Annotated in this window: 16 protein-coding genes; 6 read left to right on the top strand and 10 right to left on the bottom strand. The window is 71.4% G+C overall.

Going from position 1 to position 23282, the window contains the following annotated elements; translation table 11 throughout:
• Position 1 precedes the first annotated feature (1 nt).
• Complete coding sequence (locus JYK02_RS01110; RefSeq protein WP_207047999.1) at positions 2-628, top strand: YceI family protein; 627 nt, start codon at positions 2-4, stop codon at positions 626-628.
• A gap of 102 nt (positions 629-730) precedes the next feature.
• Here the strand turns inward: JYK02_RS01110 and JYK02_RS01115 are convergent, their stop codons facing one another.
• From JYK02_RS01115 to JYK02_RS01130, 4 genes are all read right to left on the bottom strand, one after another.
• Positions 731-6379, bottom strand: a complete 5649-nt coding sequence (locus JYK02_RS01115; protein WP_207048000.1) for a DUF6982 domain-containing protein — start codon at positions 6377-6379, stop codon at positions 731-733.
• Between the two features lie 119 nt (positions 6380-6498).
• Positions 6499-7869, bottom strand: coding sequence for a peptidase MA family metallohydrolase (locus JYK02_RS01120; protein WP_207048001.1), 1371 nt, complete (start codon positions 7867-7869; stop codon positions 6499-6501).
• Between the two features lie 52 nt (positions 7870-7921).
• The gene (locus JYK02_RS01125) at positions 7922-9139 is read right to left on the bottom strand and encodes a threonine ammonia-lyase (protein WP_207048650.1); all 1218 of its coding nucleotides are present in this window, start codon (positions 9137-9139) and stop codon (positions 7922-7924) included.
• 85 nt (positions 9140-9224) lie between these two features.
• Positions 9225-10454 (bottom strand): Glu/Leu/Phe/Val family dehydrogenase, encoded by a 1230-nt coding sequence (locus tag JYK02_RS01130; protein ID WP_171420820.1) that lies wholly within the window; start codon positions 10452-10454, stop codon positions 9225-9227.
• Between the two features lie 68 nt (positions 10455-10522).
• Here JYK02_RS01130 and JYK02_RS01135 point away from each other — a divergent pair, with 68 nt between their 5' ends.
• Positions 10523-11032 (top strand): helix-turn-helix domain-containing protein, encoded by a 510-nt coding sequence (locus JYK02_RS01135; protein WP_207048002.1) that lies wholly within the window; start codon positions 10523-10525, stop codon positions 11030-11032.
• Between the two features lie 8 nt (positions 11033-11040).
• On the opposite strand, the gene JYK02_RS01140 is transcribed toward JYK02_RS01135, so the two are convergent.
• The gene (locus JYK02_RS01140) at positions 11041-13473 is read right to left on the bottom strand and encodes a DEAD/DEAH box helicase (protein ID WP_207048003.1); all 2433 of its coding nucleotides are present in this window, start codon (positions 13471-13473) and stop codon (positions 11041-11043) included.
• Positions 13474-13541: 68 nt separating this feature from the next.
• On the opposite strand from JYK02_RS01140, the gene JYK02_RS01145 reads away from it, so the two are divergent.
• A complete protein-coding gene (locus JYK02_RS01145) occupies positions 13542-14660 on the top strand; it encodes a sigma-70 family RNA polymerase sigma factor (RefSeq protein WP_207048004.1) in 1119 nt (372 codons plus the stop codon).
• A gap of 96 nt (positions 14661-14756) precedes the next feature.
• Positions 14757-15320, top strand: a complete 564-nt coding sequence (locus JYK02_RS01150; RefSeq protein ID WP_207048005.1) for a hypothetical protein — start codon at positions 14757-14759, stop codon at positions 15318-15320.
• A 7-nt stretch (positions 15321-15327) separates the two neighbouring features.
• Here JYK02_RS01150 and JYK02_RS01155 read toward each other — a convergent pair whose 3' ends face one another.
• From JYK02_RS01155 to JYK02_RS01170, 4 genes are all read right to left on the bottom strand, one after another.
• Entirely contained in the window at positions 15328-16893 is a 1566-nt protein-coding gene (locus JYK02_RS01155; RefSeq protein ID WP_207048006.1) for a beta-ketoacyl synthase N-terminal-like domain-containing protein, read from the bottom strand.
• 29 nt (positions 16894-16922) lie between these two features.
• Positions 16923-18398 carry a hypothetical protein gene (locus tag JYK02_RS01160; protein WP_207048007.1) on the bottom strand — a complete coding sequence of 492 codons (1476 nt, stop codon included), beginning with the start codon at positions 18396-18398 and terminating at the stop codon, positions 16923-16925.
• 82 nt (positions 18399-18480) lie between these two features.
• Positions 18481-19191 (bottom strand): hypothetical protein, encoded by a 711-nt coding sequence (locus tag JYK02_RS40300; RefSeq protein ID WP_207048008.1) that lies wholly within the window; start codon positions 19189-19191, stop codon positions 18481-18483.
• Positions 19192-19218: 27 nt separating this feature from the next.
• Positions 19219-19515, bottom strand: coding sequence for a DUF2379 family protein (locus tag JYK02_RS01170; protein WP_207048009.1), 297 nt, complete (start codon positions 19513-19515; stop codon positions 19219-19221).
• A gap of 56 nt (positions 19516-19571) precedes the next feature.
• Here JYK02_RS01170 and JYK02_RS01175 point away from each other — a divergent pair, with 56 nt between their 5' ends.
• On the top strand, positions 19572-20330 hold the full coding sequence (locus JYK02_RS01175; protein WP_206789459.1) for a DUF4159 domain-containing protein: 759 nt from the start codon (positions 19572-19574) through the stop codon (positions 20328-20330).
• Positions 20331-20355: 25 nt separating this feature from the next.
• Entirely contained in the window at positions 20356-22635 is a 2280-nt protein-coding gene (locus tag JYK02_RS01180; protein ID WP_207048010.1) for a glutamine amidotransferase, read from the top strand.
• A 62-nt stretch (positions 22636-22697) separates the two neighbouring features.
• On the opposite strand, the gene JYK02_RS01185 is transcribed toward JYK02_RS01180, so the two are convergent.
• Positions 22698-23255: a superoxide dismutase family protein gene (locus JYK02_RS01185; protein WP_207048011.1), complete on the bottom strand. Its 558-nt coding sequence runs from the start codon at positions 23253-23255 to the stop codon at positions 22698-22700.
• Positions 23256-23282: the final 27 nt, after the last annotated feature.

Genomic DNA, 23282 nt, shown 5'->3' on the forward strand with positions numbered 1-23282 from the left:
CATGAAGCTGTCCCTCAAGTCCGCCGTCACGCTGCTCGCCGTCGCCGCCCCGTCGTTCGCGTTCGCGTCCGCGTGGGAGATTGACTCGTCGCACTCCAGCGCGCAGTTCGCCGTGAAGCACATGATGGTGTCCAACGTGCGCGGCACGTTCAGCAACGTGAAGGGCGCCGTGAACCTGGATGACAAGGACGTCACCAAGTCCACCATCGAGGCCACCATCGACGCGAAGACCATCAACACCAACGAGCCCAAGCGCGACGAGCACCTGAAGAGCGCGGACTTCTTCGACGTGGAGAAGTTCCCGACCATCACCTTCAAGTCCACGAAGGTGGCGAAGGCCGGCAAGGACAAGCTGAACGTCACGGGCGACCTGACCATGCACGGCGTGACCAAGCCGGTGACGCTGGCCGTGGAAGGCCCGACGGCGGAGACGAAGGACGCCTGGGGCAACGTGCGCCGCGGCGCCGTGGCGACCACGAAGATCAAGCGCAGCGACTTCGGCCTGACCTGGAACAAGGCGCTGGAGGCCGGCGGCGTGGCGGTGGGTGACGAGGTGACCATCACCCTGGACCTGGAGACCACGAAGAAGGCCGAGGCGGCGGCGCCGGCGGCCAAGGACACGAAGTAGTCCGCGTCGTCTTCACCAAGCTGAAATGAAGAGAGGGGCCTCGGGTGACCGGGGCCCCTCTTTTTTTGTCCCCGGTGGGCCGGGGACGGGCGGCGGCTGCGCTCAGCCCTCGGCGACGGCCTGCACGCTGGCGCGGTAGATGAAGATGCGCGCGGTGTTGGTGCGGGTGTCGGCGGGGACGACGAAGAAGCCCGGGGTGGGGCCCTTGAAGTCCTGGGAGAAGCCGGCCACCTGGCGGCCGTCGTTGAAGGTGACGCGAATCTTGGAGCCTTCCGCCTGCGGCTGACGCGCGCCCGCGGCGAGCATGAAGAAGATGGCCTTCACGCGCTTGCCGGGGATGCGCTCCGGGGCGAAGCCGCTCTGCTGCTCCAGGGAGATGGTGTCCTCCAGGAGGTCCGCGTCGCGGATGGTGCCGCGCTTCACCTGACCTTCGACGGTGTGGATGATGACGCGGTGCTCGCCCTCCACGAAGGAGCTGGTGGCGGAGGCGAAGCCGTCCCCGGGCACTTCGAACAGCGTGTCTTCCGTGGGGCGCAGGTGGTTGGCCGTCACGGGCGTGGCGGCCATGACCGGCGTCGCGGCGGCGACGGGCGCCGGGCCCCGGACGGTGGGAATGGCCGGGGAGGAGGGCGTCAGCCGGGCCACGGGCGTGGCGGCGAGTGACAGGGCCGGCGGGGGCGGCGGAGGAGGAGGCATGGCCGCGACGGGCAGCGCGGGGACGACGTCCTCGACGAGCTCGATGTCGGCGACGGGGTCGGACTCGGGCTCCACCTCCTCGACGTCGAGGGCGGGCGTGGCGTCGAGCTCCGCGTCCACGTCGACGGCGGGCTCCTCCCAACCGGAGGACGGAGCCTCGGCGGCGGGCTGGGCGGCCCAGGTGGGGGCGGTGATGTCGGTGAGGGAGACCTCTTCCTCGGCGACGGGCTCGCTCCACCCGGCGGCGGGGGCCGCGGGCGCGGAGTCGGCCATCCAGTCGGGCTGGGCCTCCTTGGGCGCGCCCCACGTCGAGCGTGCGGCGGGGGCTTCAGGGGCGGCCCACTCCGGCGTGGTGGGCGGCGCCTCCCACTCGGAGGCGGCCTCCTCGACGGGGGCGTCCCACGGCTGCTGGGCGCCGGAAGGCTGGGCCCAGGCGGCTCCGGCATTGGGGTCCTCGGAGGCGGCCCATTCCGGCTGAGCGGCGGGAGCCGAAGCGTCCGTGGCGGACCAAGGCTGATCCGCGCCCGGAGTCACATCCTCCGTGGACGCCCATTCCGGTTCGGCTTCGATGGGGGCTTCCTCGGAGGCGGCCCACTCCGGCTGAGCGGCGACAGGCGCGGCGTCCGTGGAGGCCCACTCGGACTGAGCGGCGACGGGCGCGGCCTCTTCCGTGGCCCATTCAGGCTGGGCTTCGATGGGCGCGGCCTCTTCCGTGGCCCACTCAGGCTGAGCCTCGATGGGCGCGGCCTCTTCAGACGCGGTCCATGCCGGCTGAGTGGCGACGGGAGCAGCTTCTTCCGTGGCCCACTCAGGCTGGGCTTCGATGGGCGCTTCCTCGGAGGCGGCCCACTCCGGCTGAGCGGCGACAGGAGCGGCTTCTTCCGTGGCCCACTCGGGCTGAGCCTCAATGGGCGCGGCCTCTTCGGACGCGTTCCACGCCGGCTGAGCGGCGACGGGTGCAGCCTCTTCCGTGGCCCACTCAGGCTGAGCCTCGATGGGCGCGGCTTCCTCAGAGGCAGTCCACGGCGGCTGTGCTGCGACGGGCGCAGCCTCTTCCGTGGCCCACTCGGGCTGAGCCTCGATGGGCGCGGCTTCCTCGGAGGCGGTCCACGTTGGCTGTGCTGCGACGGGCGCGGCTTCTTCCGTGGCCCACTCGGGCTGCGCCTCAATCGGTGCGGCTTCCTCGGTGGCCCATTCGGGCTGAGCCTCGATCGGCGCGGCTTCTTCAGACGCGCTCCACGCCGGTTGTGCGGCGACGGGCGCGGCTTCCTCGGTGGCCCATTCAGGCTGAGCCTCGATGGGCGCGGCCTCTTCCGTAGCCCACTCGGACTGCGCTACGGCAGGCGTAGCGGCCTCTTCGGTCGCCCATTCAGGCTGGGCTTCGATAGGGGCGGCCTCTTCCGTCGAGGTCCACTCGGACTGAGCCGTGGCCGGCGTCGTGCCTTCAGCGGTGGCCCATGCGGACTGATCAGCAACCAGTGCAGTGCCTTCAGCAGCCGCCGATTCGGACTGATCCGTAGCCGACGTGGTGTCTTCAGCGGTCGCCCACTCGGACTGCGTGGCGACCGGCGCGGAGCCTTCAGCAGTGGCCCATTCGGACTGATCAGCGACCGGCGCAGCGTCCGTGGTGGCCCACGCGGACTGCGCAGAAACGGGAGCAGCTTCCGTGGCCCACTCGGGCTGAGCCTCGATGGGCGCGGCTTCTTCAGCGGCGGTCCACGCCGGCTGAGCGGCGACGGGTGCAGCCTCTTCCGTGGCCCACTCAGGCTGAGCCTCGATGGGCGCGGCTTCTTCCACGGTGGCCCATTCAGGCTGGGCCTCGATCGGCGCGGCCTCTTCAGGCTGAGCCTCGATGGGCGCGGCTTCTTCCACGGTGGCCCATTCAGGCTGGGCCTCGATCGGCGCGGCCTCTTCTGGCTGGACCTCAATGGGCGCGGCTTCTTCGGACGCGGTCCACTCCGGCTGGGCGGCGACCGGTGCGGCGGCTTCTTCCGTGGCCCACTCCGGCTGGGCCTCAATCAGCGCTGCGTCTTCCGTGGCGCTCCACTCGGACTGCGCGGCGACCGGTGCGGTGGCATCGGTCGTGGCCCACTCAGGCTGGGCCTCAATCGGTGCCGCCTCTTCCGTCGAGGCCCACTCGGACTGCGCGGCAACCGGTGCGGCGGCTTCTTCCGTGGCCCACTCGGACTGCACTGCAACCGGTGCGGCGGCTTCTTCCGTGGCCCACTCGGGCTGTGCCTCGATCGGCGCAGCCTCTTCCGTGGCGCTCCACTCAGACTGCGTGGCAACCGGTGAGGCAGCTTCGGTCGTGGCCCACTCGGGCTGTGCCTCGATCGGCGCGGCCGCTTCCTCAGTGGCCCACTCGGGCTGGGCCTCAATCGGCGCGGCTTCTTCGGAGGCGGTCCACGCCGGCTGTGCGGCGACGGGCGCGGCTTCTTCCGTGGCCCACTCGGGCTGGGCCTCAATCGGTGCGGCTTCTTCCGCAGTGGCCCAGGTGGACTGATCAGCGACCGGTGCAGCGGCCTCTTCGGTCGCCCACTCAGGCTGTGCCTCGATCGGCGCGGCTTCTTCCGTGGCCCACCCTGCCTGCGCGGCGTCAGGCGTGGTGCCTTCCGCGGCGGTCAACTCAGGCTGGGCAGCGACAGGTGCGGTCTCTTCCGTGGCCCACTCAGGCTGAGCGGCGACGGGCGCGGTCTCTTCCGCCGTGGCCCATTCAGACTGCGCGGCGGCGACGGGTGCGGTCTCTTCCGTGGCCCATTCCGGCTGCGCTTCGATGGGAGCGTCGTCGGTGGTGGCCCACTCGGGCTGGGCCTCGATCGGCGCGGCTTCCGTGGTCGCCCACTGCGGCTGCGTGGGAATGGCGGCTGCGCTTCCGTTGGTGGCCCACTCGGACTGCGCCTCGGCCGTACCCCAGCCGGTCTGCTCAGCGTCAGGCGTGGCGCCTTCCTCCGTGGCCCATTCAGGCTGGGCCTCGATGAGAGCGGCTTCTTCGGACGCCTGGGCGATAGGGGCGGCTTCTTCCGTGGCCCACTCGGACCGGGCTTCGATCAGCGGGGCTTCTTCGACCTGCGACGTCGCTCCGCCCTGGGCCTCAGGGGTCGACGCCGACGTCGATGCGGCCCACGCGGATTCCGCGGCCGGGGCATCCCAGGCGGGCGTGGCGTTCGCGGTGGGCTGCGCAGACGTGTCAGCGGTGGACGCCCACTCGGGCTGCAGCTCGATGGCGGCGGGCTCCGCGGCATCGGCGGCCCACTCGGGCTGCAGCTCGATGGCGGCGGACGCGTCCTGCAAGCCCACGGTATCGGTCGCGTCGGAGGGCGTGCCCTCGGCGGACCACTGCTGCGCATCCTCACCCGAGGCATTCCACGCGGATGGCTCGGTGGACTGCGCTTCGGCGAGCGACTCGGCCGCGGTGGCCAGCGGCACGGCTTCGTCGGCGCTGCCGCTCAGCTCGCCCCACTGCTCCGAGACCTGGACGGCTCCGGCCGCGGGCTCGACGTCATCCGCGCCAAGCTCCAGCGTGTCGGCTTCGATGTCCGGACCGACAGGGATGCTGCGGATCCGCAGCGACGGAACACCCGTCTCGTTCGCGAACGGGGAGGGCGGCGGAGTGAGCTGCTGCTCCTCCTCTGCGCCCAGGTCGGCCACGTCGAAGGTCTGGGCCTCCACACCGGCCGCGACCGCCGAGGCCGCGCCGCCATCGGACCAGTCCGCGTCGCCTTCGTGGGCAACGTCGTTCGCGTCGAGCGCGATCTCTTCGGCAGGGGCCGCATCGGACGCGACGCCCGCCGGATCTTCGCCGGACGCCTGCCACTCCGTCGCGACGTCGCCCGTGCCCAGGGCGATCTCCTCCGCGATGTCACCCGCGCCGAGCGCGATCTCCCCACCGGACTCCGGCGCTTCAGCGACAGGGGACGCATCCGCGCCCCACGCTCCCGCAGTCTCCGTGGCGACAGGCTGCGCCTCCACGGCCACTTCCGTGGACGCTGCGGGCTCCGCCGTCGCGACGTCGCTCCAATCCCACTCCGCGCTCCCACCCTCGGCGGACGCCGTCGGCTCCACCGCGAGCGGCGCCGTGTCGAGCGCGCTGGCCCCGGACTCCTCGGACTCCACCGCGAGCGGCGCCGCATCCCACGCCGCGTCCATGGGCGCCGGCGCCAGGTCCTCGGCCAGCACCGCCTCGGCCTCGGGCTCCGCCTCCAGCAGCTCCGCGTCTCCCGCCGCCTGCTCCGCGGAGGCCAGCGCCTCCGCCATCGGATCCAGCCCGGACGTCACCGGGGCCTGGGCCTCCGCCTCGACCTCCATCGACAGGTCCGCGAACGAATCCTCCAGCGAAGGCTCCGGCGCGGCGGCCGCCACCGGGGGCGGCGTCTCCACCGACAACCCGGAGAAGTCATCCTCCGCGCCCGTCCCCCACGACTCCGCCGGCGCCGCAGCGGGCGCTGCCGCCACCGGTGCCTGCGGCATCCACGGCGCGGGCTCGCTCAACGACGGGATGTCGATGTCATCCGTGCTGAGGCTCAGGCTGTCCTGTTCGGAGGGCGCCTGCGGGACGTACCCGTCGGCCTGCGGATCCACCGGGGCCGCGTAGCCCGCGGCGTTCGGGTCATACGCGGCGTTCGGGTCATACGCGGCGTTCGGGTCATAGCCCTGCTGCGCCCACGCCGCGTTCGGATCATACGCCGCCGCGTTCGGGTCGTAGCCGGCGGGGTACGCGTACCACTGGCCGTCCTCGCCGTAGTAGCCCTGCGCGTTCGGGTCGTAGCCGGCGGGGTACGCGTACCACTGGCCGTCCTCGCCGTAGTAGCCCTGCGCGTTCGGGTCGTAGCCGGCGGGGTAGGCGTACCACTGGCCATCCTCGCCGTAGTACCCCTGGGGCTGCTGCTCGGGCTGGGCGTACGCCTGGGCCGCCGCCGCGGTGTCCGCCGCGTCCTGGATGCCCAAGAGGCCGCGCAACTCGACCCAGCGAGCCTCCTCGACAGCGGACAGGCTTCCCAGCTTCCGCTTCTCATCCAGGAAGCGGAACTCTCTCATCGCGGCGCGCGTATCGGACATCCGTCACCTTGCTGCGCCAGCGTCCAACAGGGGGACCGCCGCAGCGAAAATCTTGGAGGCCCGCGAGTGTAGGGGACTCCCGCCAGGGGGTAAACCAATCCGCCACGCCCGACCGGCCGCTACCTCCCCGAGAGGGCGGCATGCACCGCCGCGTCCAGGCCCGCGAAGTCCTTCTCGTAGGTGGCCTTCAGGACCTCCTGGAAGGAGTCGGCCTGGCCCGCCTTCTCGATGAAGGCCAGCAGCTTGTCCGGGCCGCCCAGCCGCACCAGCTCCCGCACCGCCATGGCGGAGGTGCCGTAGGCGATCTCCGGCTGGGACAGGGTGATGGGCGCCCGCGAGTCCATGTCCGACAGCTTCGGCAGGGCCCCCTGCTTCGAGCGGGCGCGCATCACGTCCCGCAGGTTGCGCGGCGGGCCGTCCAGCCCCAGGTAGCGCCACTCGATGTACTCGGCCAGGCCCTCGTTGAACCAGCGGGGCAGGGCGCCGCCGCCGCGCGGGGAGATTTCATCCACCGCCGCGTGCACGTACTCGTGGACCAGCGTGGCCTTCGTCGCCTGCGTCAGCTCCGCCGCGTCGTTCATGCGGATGGCGTCCTCGGAGTACAGGCCGGCCACCCGGGCCGCGAACGTGGCGCCCATGTGCGTGGCGAACTCGTCGCGGGTGTAGAGCACCACGTTCAGCTGCCGCGCGCGGGCCCGCCCCAGCGTGCGCTGGGTGAAGTCATAGGCCTCGTCCAGCGCGGACACGACCTTGCCCTCGTACTCCGCGCGCTGGCCGAAGTCCCGGTCGCTGTTGAAGTAGCGGATGGCGAAGCGGCTGTTCTGGCGCACGCGCATGCCGTCCTTGCCCACGCCGGACTCGTAGCTCAGGCCCGCGGGCCGGACGTCTCCGCCCGAAGTCGCCCGCGCCTGGCGCGTGTCCCCGGTCGCGGGCTCGCCGTTCATCCGCTGCTCCAGGCGCTCCGCCTCGCGCCGCGCGGAGCCCTCCTCCGACGCCTGCGAGCGCGCCTGCTGCATCAGCTTGCGCGCCTCCGCGGCCTCCTTGGACTTCGGGGGCACCTGCTGCAGCGTGGCCAGCGCCCCCGCCGGGTCCTTGTCCAGGAGCTGCAGCCGTCCCAGCTCCAGCGCGAACGCGCCGTCCTTGGGGAAGGCCGCCAGGCCCTTCTTCAGCGCCTCCTCCGCGGCGGCCCGCTGATCCGTCTTCAGCGCGGAGCGCGCCAGGCAGCGCAGCCCGCCCGCCGTCTCCTGGAAGGCCACGGCGCGCTCGCCCAGCGAGTACGCCATCACCGCGTCGTCCGCGAGCAGCGCCTCGCAGCCCTTGAGCAGCGGGGCCGCCACGGACGGCCGCTGCGCCTCCGGATACGAGGCGGGGTCCGCGGCCGCGAAGGCGAGGTACAGCTCCTCCCACTCCTTGTGGGCCGCCAGCTCCTTCGCCTTCTGCGCGGGAGGAGCGGCGGCAAGGAGCAGCAGGGCGATGAGGGGCGTGTTCATGGGTTTCCGGAGTATCGCCGAACCCCGGAGCGCCCGCGCAAGCCTCCCTGCCCTACGTCCGGGCGACCTGCCAGCCCTGAGACTCCAGCGCGGTCATCAGCTCCTGGATGTGGGCGTGGCCGGTGGTCTCCAGCATCACCTCCACCGTGGCCTCGCCCAGGCCCGCCTTGGAGAAGGCGCGGTCGTGGTGCAGGTCCACCACGTTGGCGCGCAGCTCGGCGATCTGCGTGGTGAGCCGCGCGAGCATGCCGGGGCGGTCCGGCAGGCGGACCTCCAGCTGCACCAGGCGGCCCGCCTTCACGAGGCCCCGCTCGATGATGCGGCTGATGACGTTCATGTCGATGTTGCCGCCCCCGATGATGATGGCGACGCGCTTGCCCTTCGCCTGGGGGATCCGGCCGTTGACGAGCGCCGCCAGCCCCGTCGCGCCCGCGCCCTCCGCCACCGACTTCTCCTGCTCCAGCAGCATGAGGATGGCGGCGGCGATCTCCTCCTCGTCCACCGTCACCACCGCGTCCACGTACTTGCGCACGTGCTCGAAGGTGAGCTCGCCCGGAATCTTCACCGCGATGCCGTCCGCGATGGTGGTGCCCGCGGAGGTGAGCTCCGTGCGCTTCCCCGCATCCAGCGACGCCTTCATGCTGGCGATGGTGGAGGCCTGCACGCCCACCACCTGGATGCGCGGGTTCGTCTGCTTCAGCGCCACGGCCACGCCGGAGATGAGCCCGCCGCCGCCCACCGGCACCACCACCAGCTCCAGGTCCGGGCACTGCTCCAGCAGCTCCAGGCCGAGGGTGCCCTGGCCCGCGATGACGTGCGGGTCGTTGAACGGGTGCACGAAGACCAGGCTCTCCGCGGCCTGGATGCGCAGCGCCTCCGCGTAGGCCTCGTCGAAGTTGGCGCCCTTGAGCACCACGCGCGCGCCGTAGTCGTCCCGCGTGCGCGTGACCTTGATGAGCGGCGTGCGCTCCGGCATCACGATGGTGGCGCGGATGCCCAGCCGCCGCGCGTGGTACGCGACGCCCTGGGCGTGGTTGCCGGCGGAGGCCGCGATGACGCCGCGGCGCTTCTCGTCTTCCGTCAGCGTCAGCAGCTTGTTGAGGGCGCCGCGCTCCTTGAAGGCGCCGGTGCGCTGGAGGTTCTCCAGCTTGAAGTACACCACCGCGCAGTCGGTCTTCTCCGTGAAGTAGTCCGACGCGGGGCACGGCGTGGGGCGCAGCGCGGTGCGGAGCCGCTCGCGCGCCGCCTGGATGTCCTGCAAGGTGACCATCATGGCCGGGCGTGTAGCGGAAGCCGGGCCCGTACGGAAGGGACCCGGAGCCCACGCCTGCCTGTCCGCGATGTGGCGGAGCGCGTCAGATGCCGCGCAGCACCGTGGCCTTGCCCACCCGGCCAATGGCCAGGATGTAGGCGGCCGTCCGCATGGAGACCTTCCGGGAGCGGGCAATCTGCGCCACCCGGTCGTAGGCCTCCTTCATCGTCTTCTCCAGCTCCGCGTTGACGCGGTCCTCCTCCCAGGAGACGTGCTGGAGGTTCTGCACCCACTCCAGGTAGCTCACCGTCACGCCGCCCGCGCTGGCCAGGATGTCCGGCACCACGAAGATGCCGCGCTTCTCCAGGATGTCGTCCGCCTCCGGCTGGGTGGGGCCGTTGGCGCCCTCCACCACCAGGCGCGCGCGCACGCTGTTGGCGTTGTCGCGGGTGAGCACGTGGCCCAGCGCCGCGGGGATGAGCACCTCACAGTCCGCCGCGAGCACGTCCTCGTTGGTGCAGGGCGTGCCGCCGGAGAAGCCCGTCACGGTGCCGGTGCGCTTCACGTGCTCGAAGAGCGAGGGCACGTCCAGGCCCAGCGGGTTGTACATGCCGCCCAGCACGTCGGACGCGGCCACCACCACGCCGCCGTCGCCCCAGATGAGCTGCGCGATGTGGCTGCCCACGTTGCCGAAGCCCTGGATGGCGAAGCGCGTGCCCTTCACCGGCATGCCCAGATCCCGCAGGATTTCGCGGCACACGTAGAGCAGCCCGCGCCCGGTGGCGGCCTCACGGCCCTTGGAGCCGTAGAGCTCCAGCGGCTTGCCCGTCACCACCGCGGGGGAGTGCCCGTGGTAGCGCGAGTACTGGTCCATCACCCAGGCCATCACCTGGGGGTTGGTGTTGACGTCCGGCGCGGGGATGTCGCGCGTGGGCCCGATGACGTCCTGAATCTGATCCACGAACTTGCGCGTGAGCCGCTCCACTTCCTTGAGGCTCATCTGCGCGGGGTCGCACGCCACGCCGCCCTTGGCGCCGCCGTAGGGCACGTTCACCACGGCGGTCTTCCACGTCATCAGCGACGCGAGCGACACGCACTCGTCCTGGTCCAGGGCGGGGTGGTAGCGCAGGCCGCCCTTCATGGGGCCGCGGCTGTTGTCGTGCTGGATGCGGTAGCCCAGGAACGTGCGGATTTCGCCGGAGTCCATCTCGATGGACACCTGCACCTTCACCTCGCGCAGGGGCGTGGCCAGGAGCGTCTCGATGGGCGTGCCCACGTCCATCACCCGCGCGGCCTTGCGGAAGTAGTAGTTGGTGCCGTCGACGGCGTTCATGGCGGGCTTCACTCCTGGGGACAGACGGAAAACCTTAACAGAAGGGGTGCGCTACGATGCGCGCGTCCATGCGCTCCCACCCCCCGGACGACAGCGACGCCGGCCCGTCCCTGCAGGGGCTGGCCCGCCGCATCCGCACGCTGCGCGAGCGCCGGGGCCTCACCCAGGAGGACTTCGCCGCCCGGTGTGACATCTCCGTGAGCTTCGTGTCCCTGCTGGAGCGCGGCGAGCGCAACCCCAGCTACGACACGCTCCTGCAGGTCGCGGCCGCGCTGGAGCTGCCGCTGTGGGAGCTGTTCCGGCTGGAGGACGCGGAGGACGCGGGGGCTCATCGGCTGGTGGACTGGGTGCGGCTTCGGAAGCTGGGCCGGGAGGACGTGGACCGCCTCCTGGCCGTGGCGGAGGCGATGTTCAGCGGCGGGCCGGGCGCTCCAGGCCTTGGGGCCAGGGAAGTCAGCGCGGCCTGTACTTCACCGGAGTGCGGCCGGCCCGTGCTGGCCCGGGGGTTGTGCGTCGCGCACTACCACCGGGCCCGCAGGAAGAAGGCGCCCTCCGGACCTCCGGAAGGCGCTCCGTAGGCGAAGCGCTACTTGCGCTTCGCGCGCTCCACCTTGAGCGTCTTGCCCTCGCCGTGGGGCTTGCCGTGGGTGGCCTCGAAGCCCGCCACGTCCTCCTCCGCGACGAAGACGTACGCGTACGTGGGGCGCAGGTCCGTGCGCAGCACCTTGCCCGCCGGAGCGCCCGCGGCCTCCAGCGCGGCGGTGACGCCCGCCTCGTCCAGGCCCTCCTGCCGACCCAGGCCCACCCACAGCCGCGCCTGGCCGGGGACATCCGGCAGGGCCTCGTGGCGGGGGCGGCGCTCCTCACGCTGGCCGCGCGGACGGTGCCGCTCCAGCTTCAGCGGCTTGTCGTTGTGCGCCTTGCCGTTGAGGGCCTCGAAGCCCGGGGCGTCACCTTCCGGCACGTAGACGTAGCCGTAGGTGGGGCGGGTGAGGGCCTTGATGACCTTGCCGCCCGGGGCGCCCAGCGACTCCAGCGTGGCGGGCAGCTTCGCCTCGTCCATGCCGTCATCCGAGCCCAGGTTCACCCAGAGCTTCACCTCGCCGGGGCCCGCGTCCGGGGACGGGGGCGGGCGGGTGCCGGGCACGTCGCGCTCGCTGCGCGGCTTGCTCTTCTCCACGCGCAGCGTCTTGCCGCCGTGCTGCTTGCCGTTGAGCGCCTCGAAGCCCGCGGAGTCCTCCTCCGCCACGAAGACGTACGCGAACGTGGGGCGCAGTTCCGCGCGCACCAGCTTGCCCACCGGCGCGCCCGCTTCCTCCATGGCCGTGGCGATGCTGCCCGGCCCCAGGCCGTCCGCGGTGCCCAGGTTCACCCAGAGCTTCGTCTCACCGGGGCCCGGCTCCAGCGCGGCGGAAGTCCCGCCACCCCGGCGCTCGCCCCGGTCCTCGCGGCGCGGCTCGTCGCGGCGCGGACGGCGCTCGCGGTCCGGGTGCTCGTCGCGGCGGGGGGGGCGCTCGGTGCGCTCGCCGCGCTCCTCGCGGCGGGGACGCTCGCGGTCGCGCTCCCGGTCGCGGTCCTTGCCCCGGCGCTCCGGCGGCTTGCGCTGCTCCACCGGCTCGCGCTTCTCCGCCTCGCCCGCGGCCTGCGCCTTCTCCATGCGCAGGTGGCTGAAGTAGTACTTGATGAGGAAGGCGATGAGGTCGTCCGCGTCCTGGCGCTGCTTGAGCTGCGAGGCCAGCGGCAGGAAGCCCTCGAAGATGCTGGAGCCCATGCCCTCGCGCAGCTCGCGCACGTGGCGCTCGGTCCACAGGCGCATGGCCTCTTCGGGGGCGGGCATCTCGCGCATCTCGAACTTGATGCCGAACTTCTTCTCCAGCACGGTGAACGTCGCCAGCTCGCGCCCGGAGAAGAGGTTGATGGCCGTGCCCTTGTTGCCGATGCGGCCCGTGCGGCCCACGCGGTGCAGGTAGACGGCGGGGTCCTCCGGCAGGGAGTAGTTGATGACGTACTCCAGCCCGGAGATGTCGATGCCGCGCGCCGCGATGTCCGTGGCGACCATGAAGGCCACCTCGCCGCGCTTCACCTTGCCCATCACCCGCTCGCGCTCCTTCTGCGGCAGGTCTCCGTTGAGCAGCTCCGCGTCGAAGCCGTTGCGGTTGAGCACCGCGGTCACCAGCGCCGTGTCATCCCGCGTGTTGCAGAAGATGATGGCGTTGGAGGGCTCCTCCTTCTCCAGCACGTAGATGAGGTTGCGCGGCTTGGGGAACTGATCCGACACGTCGTAGCGGATGTGGTGGATGTGCTCCACCGTGAAGACGTCGCCGGACAAGAGCAGCGTCTCCGCGTTCGTCGTGTAGCGCGCGATGAGGTTCTGGATGTCCGTGGGGACGGTGGCGCTGAAGAGCAGCACCTGGCGCGTCTTCGGAAGACGGTCGAGGATGCGGGTGACCTCCTCGTAGAAGCCCTGGTTCAGCATCTCGTCGGCTTCGTCCAGCACGGCGTGGTCGCAGCCGTCCAGCTTGAGGTTGCCGCGGTTGATGTGGTCGAAGACGCGGCCCGGGGTGCCCACGATGATGGGCGTGCCCTCTTCCAGCGCGTCCTCCTGCTGCTTCATGGAGGCGCCGCCGTAGATGGCCGCCACCTTCACGCCCTTGTGCTTGGCCAGCATCGTGAGCTCCTCCGCCACCTGGAGCGCCAATTCGCGCGTGGGGCAGAGGATGAGGGCGCGCACGCGCTTCTCGTCCGCGGGGATCTTCTCCAGCAGGGGCAGGCCGAACGCGGCCGTCTTGCCCGTGCCCGTCTTGCTGCGGACGATGAGGTCCTTGCCCGCCATCGCGGGACCGAAGGCCTTGGCCTGGACAGGGGTGGGGCGGGTGTAGCCGCGCTCCGCCAGCGCGCGGCGGAGGGGCTCGGAGAGGTTCATTTCGTCGAAGCTGATGTCCGCGATGTATTCGGCGGGACGCGTCGTGGCTTCGTCAGGCGCCGGGGCTCCCGGCGTGGGCTCTTGGATGTCGCTCATCGGGCATGGGCATAGCCCCTGCATTACCCTCTGGCAACAATCGCGGCACTTTGGGGTATGGAGCGCGCATGGCGAATGGGAGGAAGAGAACCAATGGTCCGGCCGCCCCCCGGCCCCGCGCGAAGCGGCCCGCGGCCTCCGCCCGTCCGGAGACCGCCCCGGAAGGCGTCGAGGAGGAGGTGGAGGAATTCCCCCAGGACCCGGACGCCCTGGAGCCGGACCTGGCGGAACTGAACGAAGCGGAGGCGGAAATCGAGGAGGTGGCCACCCCGGCCCGCCCCGTACGGCCTGCCGCCCTGGTGAAGGCCGAGGGCGCCGCCCTCACCAACCGGGACCCCCTCCAGGCCTACATGGCCGAGGTGACGAAGCACCCCCTGCTCACCCGGGAGGAGGAGCACCGGCTGGCCAAGGAGTACCAGTCCACGGGGGACGTGCGGGCTGCCTACCGCCTGGTGGCGTCCAACCTGAGACTCGTGGTGAAGCTGGCCCACGAGTACCACCGCAACCCCCTGTCGCTGCTGGACCTGGTGCAGGAGGGAAACATCGGGCTGATGCAGGCGGTGAAGAAGTACGACCCGGACCGGGGCGTGAAGCTCAGCTCCTATGCCGCCTGGTGGATCCGCGCCTACATCCTCCGCTACATCATGGACAACTGGAAGATGGTGAAGCTGGGGACCACCGAGGCCCAGCGGAAGCTCTTCTTCAAGCTGCGCCAGGAGCAGGAGAAGCTCGTCGCCCAGGGCTTCGAGGCCAGCCCGCGCCTGTTGGCGGAGCGGCTCAACGTCTCCGAGCAGGACGTGGTGGAGATGGACCAGCGGCTGGGGCACGACGAGATGTCGCTCGACGCGCCGCTGGGCAACGACGGGGACTCGGGCGCCACGCGGGCGGACCGCTACCTGCCGTCCAGCGCGGTGCCCGCCGACGAGCGGCTGGGCAGTGAACAGTTGAAGGCCCTCTTCCGGGAGAACCTCAACGCCTTCGCCCAGACGCTGGAGGGCAAGGAGCGCTACATCTTCGAGCACCGCCTCACCGCGGACGAACCGCTCACGCTCCAGGACATCGGCGACAAGTACGGCGTCAGCCGCGAGCGCGCCCGGCAGATTGAAGCGGCCCTCATCAACCGGATGCGCGAGTTCATGCGCGAACGCATCCCGGACTTCGACATGGTGGCGGTGCCCAAGGGCTGACGGACGCCGGGGGCCCCCCGAGCAGGGCAGGGGAGGGCCGCGCTAGGATGGGCGGCCTCCACACCCCGCTGCTTCCCGTCCGGGAGGTCGTCCCCCATGCGCCACCTGCTTCGCGCGGCCCCGTTGTGGGCCCTGACCCTGTCCGCCGTCCTCTTCACCGGCTGCGCCGGCCACCAGCGCGACAACTACATCCGCGACCGCGCGGCCACCGTCGCCTACGAGCAGCCGCTCGCGCAGTTGTGGCCGGAGGTGAAGACCCTCATGGACGCGCGCGGCTATTCGTGGCGCGAGCTGCCCAACCAGTACGTGCTGGAGACGGAGTGGCTGGACTCCGGCGGCGGCACGCTGGGGCCCACGTCCTCCACGCGCTACCTCATTGAAGGCGTCACGCTGGCGGATGGCCGGGTGGTGCTGCGCGCGCTGCGCACGGACCGCGTGCAGCAGTCCGTGGGCGTCAGCTACGCCACCGACAAGGGCACCGGCAGCCCGTCCACCGGCGGCCTGGCGGACGCCAACGGCGTGGGGCGCAGCGCCAGCGGCCTGGCCCCGGAGCAGAAGGCCAGCTACCGCGACCTGGAGCTGGAGCTGGAGTTCTTCCGCAAGCTCAACCCGAAGGGCGCCTCGGCCCTGGAGGCCGAGGCATCCGCGAAGTACCCCTGAGCCCGGCCTACTTCCAGGGCCGGGAGATGACGCAGGCGTTGATGCCGCCCACGCCCATGGACAGCTTGCCCGAGCACCCCTCGGGCGCCGCCACTTCCTGGTTGAAGACGAAGCGGCCGTGCACCTTGGCGATCTGCTTGTTGAGCTCCGGCGCGGCCAGCGGCGTGGGGAACACCTTGCCCGCTTGCGCGCCCAGGTACTGCGCCGTGAGCTCCCAGCCGCCGCCCGCGGACATGCCGTGGCCGAAGGTGCCCTTGCGCGCCGTAATCAGCACGGACTCCGGCAGCACGTCGCGCAGGTTCTGCACCTCCAGGAAGTCGCCCGGGGTGGCGGTGGCGTGCAGGTCCCAGCTGCCCACGTCCTGGGGCTGACAGCCCGCGGCGCCCAGCGCCTCGCGGATGGCCAGGGTGGGGCCTTCCTTGGACGGGGTGATGATGTGGTCCGCGTCCGCGGTGACGCCCACGGCGACGGGCTCCAGGCCCAGCGCCTTGAAGCCCTTCTGCGTGAAGTGCTCGTAGTCGCCCACCACCCACACCACCGCGCCACCCGCGATGTGCGTGCCGCGCAGGGCGGTGAGGGGCTTGGACACGGCGGCGTCCGCGGAGATGACGCGCGCGTTGTAGAAGCCGCCCACCACCAGCGGGTTGGGCGCCGCGTCCGTCATGCCCAGCACGACGGCCTTCGCCTCGCCCAGGCGGATGGCGTTCATGGCCAGCTTCAGGCCGTAGCCGAAGGACGAGCACGCGGCCACCGGCGCGAACGTCATGCCGGTGATTTGACCCAGCATGGACACCTGGGACGCGGGCGTGTTGTGGATGTTCCACAGCACGTTGGAGGACACGGCGTTCCACGGCGGCTCGGGCGCGTTCCACTTCTTCTGCAGCCGGCCGTTGCGCGTGCGCTTCTCCTTGATGACGGCCAGCTTGGCGGACTCCACGTCGCCCTCGTCGGGCACGCCAATGGCTTCAATCTCGCGCAGCTCCTCCAGGTACTCGCGCAGCTCCGGCGAGCGGCCGGCCCAGAAGTGCCACCAGTCGTCCTCCGCCTTGTCGCGCTCCACCTCTTCGATGGTGGAGGGCTCCGGCGGCAGGCCGGGCAGCGGCTCGCGCGTCTCGCGCCACGCGCGCAGGGCGCCGTTGCGCTCCGGGGAGGCCCAGAAGCGGTCCCAGCGGCGCTGGGCGCGGTAGAGGTCCAGGGAGATGTTCTGGATGGTGGGCAGGTCGCCCAGGCCGGTGCCCACGTAGACGTGGGCCTTCGTGCCCAGCGCCTGGAGCTCTTTTTCAATGCCCGGGTTCTGCGCGAGCGACTGGATGAAGGCGCCGATGGCGTACTGCGTGGGCTGCCCCATCTTCCGCTCCAACTGGGAGAAGCGGTTGGCGGGGAAGCGCTCGTCGATCCACGGCTTGTAGGCCGCCAGGTCGAACTCGGGCGTGCCGACGAGGAAGTTGTCCGGACCGAAGCCGTTGAAGGGGGTCAGCCAGGTCTCGGATGATTCGAGGTTCTTCGCGAAGGCCTCGATGTTGGGGGAACGCGGGGCGACCACGCCCCAGCCGAAGATTCCGACTCTGCGCACGGGTGTTTCCTCCGCCGCCCGGGGGAAGGCTACAGCGGCTGGATCTTGAGGTTGTCGAAGTGGACGCGCGTCTGCCAGCCGGAGAAACCGAAGTACTGGTTCCGGGGGCCGTAGAGGGGGGACGCGTCCTGGAGGGTGAGGAAGGGCTTGCCGTCGACTTCCCACGTCAGGAGGCCGTCCCGGCGGGTGATGCGGAAGTGGTAGCGCTGGCCGGGCACCACCGCGGCGCCGTCGCGCACGGCGCGGTCGTTGGTGTGCTCGTTCTGGCGCGCGATGACGGACTGGGTGTTGCGCCAGCCGCCGAAGATGAAGACGTAGCCGGTGGCGGTGTACTGCAGGCGCGGGTCGCCCGCGTAGAAGGAGCGGCCGTCGCCCCACGCCTCGATCTTCATGTCGCCGTCCGGGCTGTCACCCCAGGCGTCGAACTCGATGACGGCGTTCTCCGGGATGGGCTTCTTGAGCCACACCGGGCGGTTGCCCACGTTCTGCACCACGAGCGCCCCGTCCTCCAGCTTCACCGCGGCGGGGTTCGTCACGTTCCACGCGTCACCCAGCGTGTCGCGGTTGAAGTCGTCCTCGGAGGGGCCCGGGGGCAGGGTGGGCTCCTGCTTCGTCGCGATGGTGGCGGGCAGGGAGTCCGGCGTGCCGACGCGCAGGTTGTCGAAGAACAGCTGCGACTCCCAGCCGGACAGGCCCAGCCGGTCGTGGCCCTTGCCCTTGAAGGGGAACGGGTCGTCCAGCTCCGCCACCAGCGTGCCGTCGATGGCCCACCTGAGCACGTTGCCGCGCCGCTCGATGCGCCAGTGGTACGTGCGGCCGGACTGGATGGGGGCGCCCACGCGGGACTCCACGCGCACCGCCGTGTCCCGCTTGAAGACGCCGGTGGCCACGAGGTCCGCGCCCTGGCCGCCGCCCTTCTCCGCGATGCGCGCGGCCCGGCGCTGGAGCGCGTCCATCGCGGGGGCGTTGATGTCGCGCCGGGCGATGACGGACAGGCTGTTGTTCCACCCGCCCTGCACCAGCACGTAGCCGGAGGCCGGGTCGCGCCCGTTGCCGAACAGCTCCACGCGGATGTCGCCCTCGGGGTACTCGGGGCGCACGTCGAACTCCACCGCCACGTCGTCCGGCAGCACGGCCTGGAGCCACAGCGGGTTGTTCTTGGGCGCGGGGCCCAACAGCTCCCCGTTCGTCACACGCCAGTAGGCGCCGGTGGAGAAGAAGTCGCGAGAGACGACGCCCGGGTCGTTGAAGGCCTGCTGGTAGGGCACCGTCGCGGTGACGTCCGCCTGGCCACGGAAGAGCGCGTAGTGGATGAGCGGGAGCTGGATGAAGGCGACGGCGCCAGCGAGGACGGCCCAGCCCTTGCGGCCCATGCCGGCGGGCTTGCGCCACCCTTCATGGGGCACGGCGGGCTGGGGGGCCTCCGGGGAAGACGGGACGGTGGCCGCCGGGGGCGACCCTTCCTGCTTCTGCGTGTCCTTGTCCTTGCGGCTGGCCTGGCCCATCGATGCTCGAGGAAGGGGAGGGGGAAAGCCGGCGGAATCTACGCCCCGGCCCCCCCGGCGTAAAGGATTGCCGGGACAGGGGTTACTTGACACCCCAGCGCTTCTCGAGCGCCTGCTGCTCCGCCAGCCGCTGCTTCAGCCGCTGCTTCTCCGCCTTCTGTTGATCCGACTCCTCCGGCGAGGGGCGCACGGCGAGCTGGTACACGCTGCCCGCCAGGGCGAAGAGGAGCGCGGCGATGATGACGCCCCAGGGCCGGCTGGCCACCGCCTCCACCACGCCGCCAAACTGGTGCAGCGCCGCCAGCGCGCCAATCACCAGCAGCCACGCGCCCACCACCGACGCGACGATGCCGCTCACCTGCCGGTGGAGGAAGGCGCCCACCAGACCGCCGATGATGAAGCCCGGCCCGAAGCCGAGCAGGAAGTCCGCGGGGCCGGCGATCTGCCCCGCCACCAGCCCCAGCGGCACGCCCACGCCCACGAAGGTGATGGCGGGCGGGAAGAGGAAGCCCAGCGCCATCAGCGCCGCGGCCACCAGGGTGGGCAGGCGCGGATCCAGCTCCGCGCCCAGGTTGAGCCGCTGGGTGACGGCGCCCGTCCACACCAGGCCCAGCACCGCGCCCACCGGGCCCGCCACGGCGCGGAACAGCTTGCCGCCGCCCGCGAGCAGCAGCACCAGCCCCACGAGCGCCACCACCACGCCGACCCACATGGGCAGCAGCCGGTAGATGCCCACCCAGCCGGAGGGGTTGAAGGTCTGGTACGACTTGAGCGCCTGGAGGAAGCCTTCCATGACGCGCCATCCTAGCGGCTGTGGCCGTCAGGAATAGCGGGTCAAGGCGAGCCCCAGGAGCACCGCCAGGATGACGGCGCCCAGGAGCGCGTACCCGTACAGGGCGCGGGGCGTGGCGGTGGCGCGCAGCAGGTCTTCCGCCCGTTCACGGTCTTCCGGGGACGGGGTGCCCGCGAGGATGCGCTCGGCGTCCTTCCGGGCACCGGCCACGTCACCGGCGTCCTTGCGGGCCCAGGCGGCGCGCACGGCGTCGGAGCCCTGGGGGCTTGGAGCCCTGGGAGGCTGGCCGGGAGCGCCGGGCTCCGTCTGTCCGCCTTTCGCCATGGCGCGCGTCTATACCAGGGAATGCAGGCACCCGCCGACGGTATAAGCGGGTCCCCATGCCCGTGCGGTCCCTGTCCCGTCGAAACCTGCTGCTCGCCACGTCCGCGCTCGTCCCGCTGCTGTCCCGGCGTGCGGCCGCCTTCGGTGAGAAGAGCCGCTTCATCCCCGCCGTGGCCCGGCACGGAGGCCGCTGGGACGGCCGGCTGTCGGGCCTGCGCCGGCTCGCGTGGGAGCTGCAGCGGCGCACGTCCGTGGAGGTGGTGCCGGACGCGCGCCCGTTCGCGCTGAGCAGCCCGGACCTCTTCGAGTACCCGTTCCTCTACTTCGGGGGCGACGGCGCCTTCCCCGCGCTCAGTGACGCGGAGGTGTCCAACCTGCGCCGCTACCTCACGTACGGCGGCTTCGTGTTCGGGGACGCCAACGACGGCAGCGACGGGGACGGCTTCGACGCCAGCTTCCGCCGGGAGATGGCGCGCGTGCTGCCGCAGAGCCCGCTGAAGGAGGCGCCGGGGACGCACGTCGTCTTCAAGTCCTTCTTCCTGCTGGACGCGGCGCCGGGGCGCCTGTTGCACAAGCCGCTGCCGCTGGTGGCGAGCGTGGGCAAGCGCGCGGCGGTCATCTATTCGCAGAACGACGTGGCGGGCGCGTGGAGCCGCAGCGAGTCCGGCGACTACGAGTTCGACGTGTCCCCCGGCGGCGAGCCGCAGCGCGAGCTGGCCATCCGCCTGGGCATCAACCTGTGCATGTACGCGCTCTGCCTGGACTACAAGGACGACGCGGTGCACCTGCCCCTCATCCTCAACAAGCGGCGCTGAAGGCACTCCTCGAGCGCACGACCGAATGAACTCCCCGTCCTTCAACGCGTGGAAGCTCGTCAGCCTGTCGCCCCTGCCCGTCTGGGCGCTGGTGCTCTTGGGCGTGGGGCTGTTGCTGGGCATCGCGCTGGCGGCGTGGGGCGTGCGCCGCGAGCCGTCCCGGGGCCGCAAGCTGCTCTTGTGGGGCCTGCGCCTGGGCGCGGGCGTGGCGGCGTTCTTCTTCCTCCTGGAGCCCGGCATCCGGCACCTGCAGGTGGCGCGGATGAAGAACCGGGTGGCGGTGCTGGTGGACCGCAGCGCGTCCATGAACTTCCCGTCGGAGCCGGGCGGGCCCACGCGCAGCGCGCAGGTGGCGGCGTTCCTGGAGAAGGCGGCGCCCACGTTCGCGTCCTGGCAGGACCGCTTCACGGTGGAGGTGTACGGCGTGGATCCGGAGCTGGCTCCGGTGACGGCCGCGCAGCTTGGGCAGGAGCCCGCGCGCGCGGGCACGACGGACCTGCTCGCGGCGCTGCGGTCCGCGGCGTCCGGCGGGCAGGGGTCGCGCAAGCTGTCTGGCGTGCTGTTGTTCAGCGACGGCGCGGACAACACGGAGCTGAAGGCCGGCGCGGTGGGCCGGGCCCGCGCGGCGCTCACGGACCTGGGCGTGCCGGTGTCCACGTTCCTGGTGGGCCAGGAGGCGCTGAAGGATTTGTCGGTGGAGGGGCTGAAGGTGGATGACTTCGCCTTCGTGCGCAACTCGCTCACGGTGGAGGTGGAGATCCACGGGCGCGGCTTCTCCGGGCAGGACATCCCCGTCGTCCTGAGCCAGGAGGGCAAGACGGTGGCGAGCAAGCTGGTGCGGATGACCACCGGCGACGACGTGAAGCCGGTGTCCTTCACCTTCACGCCGGACCAGACGGGGCGCTTCGTCTACACGGTCACGGTGCCCACGTTCCCGGATGAGGCGGTGAGCGACAACAACAGCCGCTCGTTCACGCTGAAGGTCATCCGCGACCGCGTGCGCGTGCTGCTGGTGGTGGGGCGGCCGTCGTGGGACGAGCGCTTCCTGCGCGGGCTGCTCAAGCAGGACGCGAACGTGGACCTGGTGTCGTTCTACATCCTGCGCACGCTGTCGGACGACCCGGGCGTGTCGAACGAGCGGGAGCTGTCGCTCATCCCGTTCCCCATGGAGGAGATCTTCGACACGAAGCTGCACACGTTCGACGTCGTCATCTTCCAGAACTTCGGTTACTCGGACCCGTCGCTGTCCATCGCGGAGTACGAGCGCAACCTGGAGCGCTACATCCACGAGGGTGGCGCGTTCGTGATGATTGGCGGCGACAGCGTGCTGGGCGAAGGCCGCGCGGCGATGCCCACGCTGATGGAGGCGCTGCCGGTGGAGGCGGCGGGGCCCGCGAACGCGGATCCGTTCAAGCCGCGGCTCACGCCGGAGGGCCTGCGGCACCCGGTGACGTCCATTGGCACGGGCGCGGCGAGCACGGAGGGCACGTGGGGGGAGCTTGCGCCCATTCCGGGGGCGAACCTGACGCGGGCGCGGCCGGGGGCGACGGTGCTGATGGACCACCCGTTCATGACGGTGGACGGGAAGAACGCGCCGCTCGTGTCCGTGTGGGACTACGGGCGCGGCCGGGCGATGGTGGTGGCGACGGACGCGACGTGGTCGTGGGCGTTCACGGCGCACCGGGACGGCTCGCCGAACCGGGCGTATGACCGCTTCTGGGGCAATGCGCTGCGGTGGCTGGTGCGGGACCCGGACCTGACGACGCTGAAGGTGACGGCGGATCCGCCGTCGGTGGAGCCGGGGCGTCCGGTGGGCGTGGTGGTGCAGGCGCGGATGGCGGACTACCAGCCGGCGGAGGGTGCGCAGGTGCGGGTGGAGCTGCTCTCCGTGGCGACGCAGAAGCCGGTGGCGGTGCAGACGGGCACGGCGGGGGCGGACGGCGTGGTGCGGCTGGAGTTCGCGCCGCCGGCGCCGGGGCCGTACAAGCTGCTCGCGTCCGCGAAGAAGGGCGAGACGGACCTGGGCAAGGGCGAGGACGCGGTGGCGGTGCGCGCGGTGGGCCCGGAGCTGTCGGACGCGTCGGTGCGGCCGGAGCTGATGGAGCAGATCGCCAGCGTCACGGAGGGCAAGGCGTACAAGCTGCCGCGTGACGGCATGCCGGACGTGCCGCTGTTGGATCCGCCGGTGGTGGAGGTGGGGCGCGCGAAGGACCAGCCGCTGTGGGACCGCTGGTACTACCTCGTGGCGCTCATCGCGCTGCTGGGCGCGGAGTGGTTCGCGCGGCGGCGCTTCGGGTACGTGTAGCGGGAAGGTGCGGCCCGGTCCCCTCGTGAGGACCGGGCGCGTTCTTGCCGTGAAGCGGGTGACTACTCCGACTTCTCCACCACGCCGCAGGCGATGCGGCCGCCGGCGTCGCCGGTGGGGTCGGTGTGGTAGTCGTCCAGCTTGGCGTGCACCATGAGGGCGGAGCCGTCCTTGTCGAGCAGCGACTTCACCTTCAGGTCCGCGATGAAGACGTCGAACTTCACCTTGCCGTCCTGGGGGACGTAGAGGTTCGGCATGTCACCCGCGTGCTGGCCCTTGGGCGACAGCGCGCCGTGCTGCTTCTTCGTCGGGTTGAAGTGGCCGCCCGCCGTCTTGAACTCCGGCGCCTCGCACTTGCCCGTCTCGTGGATGTGGAAGGCGTGCTCGCCCGCGGGCAGGTTCATCAGCGTGCCCTTCACCAGCACGCCCTTGGGCGCCTGCTCCAGCGTGACCTCGCCCACGTCCTTGCCCTGCGCGTCCTTCAGCATCGCCTTCACCGTCTCGCCCTTCTTGGGCGCGGGCTTCGTGCCGGCGTCCGCGGGGGCCGGCGTCCCGGCGTCCTGGGCCAGGGCGGGCGTGGAGAGGAGGGCGGCGGCGACCAGCAGGGGACGGATCATCATGTCTCGGAGACTCCAGGGATGGGGTTA

It is taken from the genome of Corallococcus macrosporus (genome assembly GCF_017302985.1).
Classification (GTDB): Bacteria; Myxococcota; Myxococcia; order Myxococcales; family Myxococcaceae; genus Corallococcus; species Corallococcus macrosporus_A.

Coding starts and splice junctions, on each gene's coding strand:
- JYK02_RS01110 (WP_207047999.1), top strand. CDS start 2: ATGAAGCTGTCCCTCAAGTCCGCCGTCACGCTGCTCGCCGTCGCCGCC.
- JYK02_RS01115 (WP_207048000.1), bottom strand. CDS start 6,379: ATGTCCGATACGCGCGCCGCGATGAGAGAGTTCCGCTTCCTGGATGAG.
- JYK02_RS01120 (WP_207048001.1), bottom strand. CDS start 7,869: ATGAACACGCCCCTCATCGCCCTGCTGCTCCTTGCCGCCGCTCCTCCC.
- JYK02_RS01125 (WP_207048650.1), bottom strand. CDS start 9,139: ATGGTCACCTTGCAGGACATCCAGGCGGCGCGCGAGCGGCTCCGCACC.
- JYK02_RS01130 (WP_171420820.1), bottom strand. CDS start 10,454: ATGAACGCCGTCGACGGCACCAACTACTACTTCCGCAAGGCCGCGCGG.
- JYK02_RS01135 (WP_207048002.1), top strand. CDS start 10,523: ATGCGCTCCCACCCCCCGGACGACAGCGACGCCGGCCCGTCCCTGCAG.
- JYK02_RS01140 (WP_207048003.1), bottom strand. CDS start 13,473: ATGAGCGACATCCAAGAGCCCACGCCGGGAGCCCCGGCGCCTGACGAA.
- JYK02_RS01145 (WP_207048004.1), top strand. CDS start 13,542: ATGGCGAATGGGAGGAAGAGAACCAATGGTCCGGCCGCCCCCCGGCCC.
- JYK02_RS01150 (WP_207048005.1), top strand. CDS start 14,757: ATGCGCCACCTGCTTCGCGCGGCCCCGTTGTGGGCCCTGACCCTGTCC.
- JYK02_RS01160 (WP_207048007.1), bottom strand. CDS start 18,398: ATGGGCCAGGCCAGCCGCAAGGACAAGGACACGCAGAAGCAGGAAGGG.
- JYK02_RS40300 (WP_207048008.1), bottom strand. CDS start 19,191: ATGGAAGGCTTCCTCCAGGCGCTCAAGTCGTACCAGACCTTCAACCCC.
- JYK02_RS01170 (WP_207048009.1), bottom strand. CDS start 19,515: ATGGCGAAAGGCGGACAGACGGAGCCCGGCGCTCCCGGCCAGCCTCCC.
- JYK02_RS01175 (WP_206789459.1), top strand. CDS start 19,572: ATGCCCGTGCGGTCCCTGTCCCGTCGAAACCTGCTGCTCGCCACGTCC.
- JYK02_RS01180 (WP_207048010.1), top strand. CDS start 20,356: ATGAACTCCCCGTCCTTCAACGCGTGGAAGCTCGTCAGCCTGTCGCCC.
- JYK02_RS01185 (WP_207048011.1), bottom strand. CDS start 23,255: ATGATGATCCGTCCCCTGCTGGTCGCCGCCGCCCTCCTCTCCACGCCC.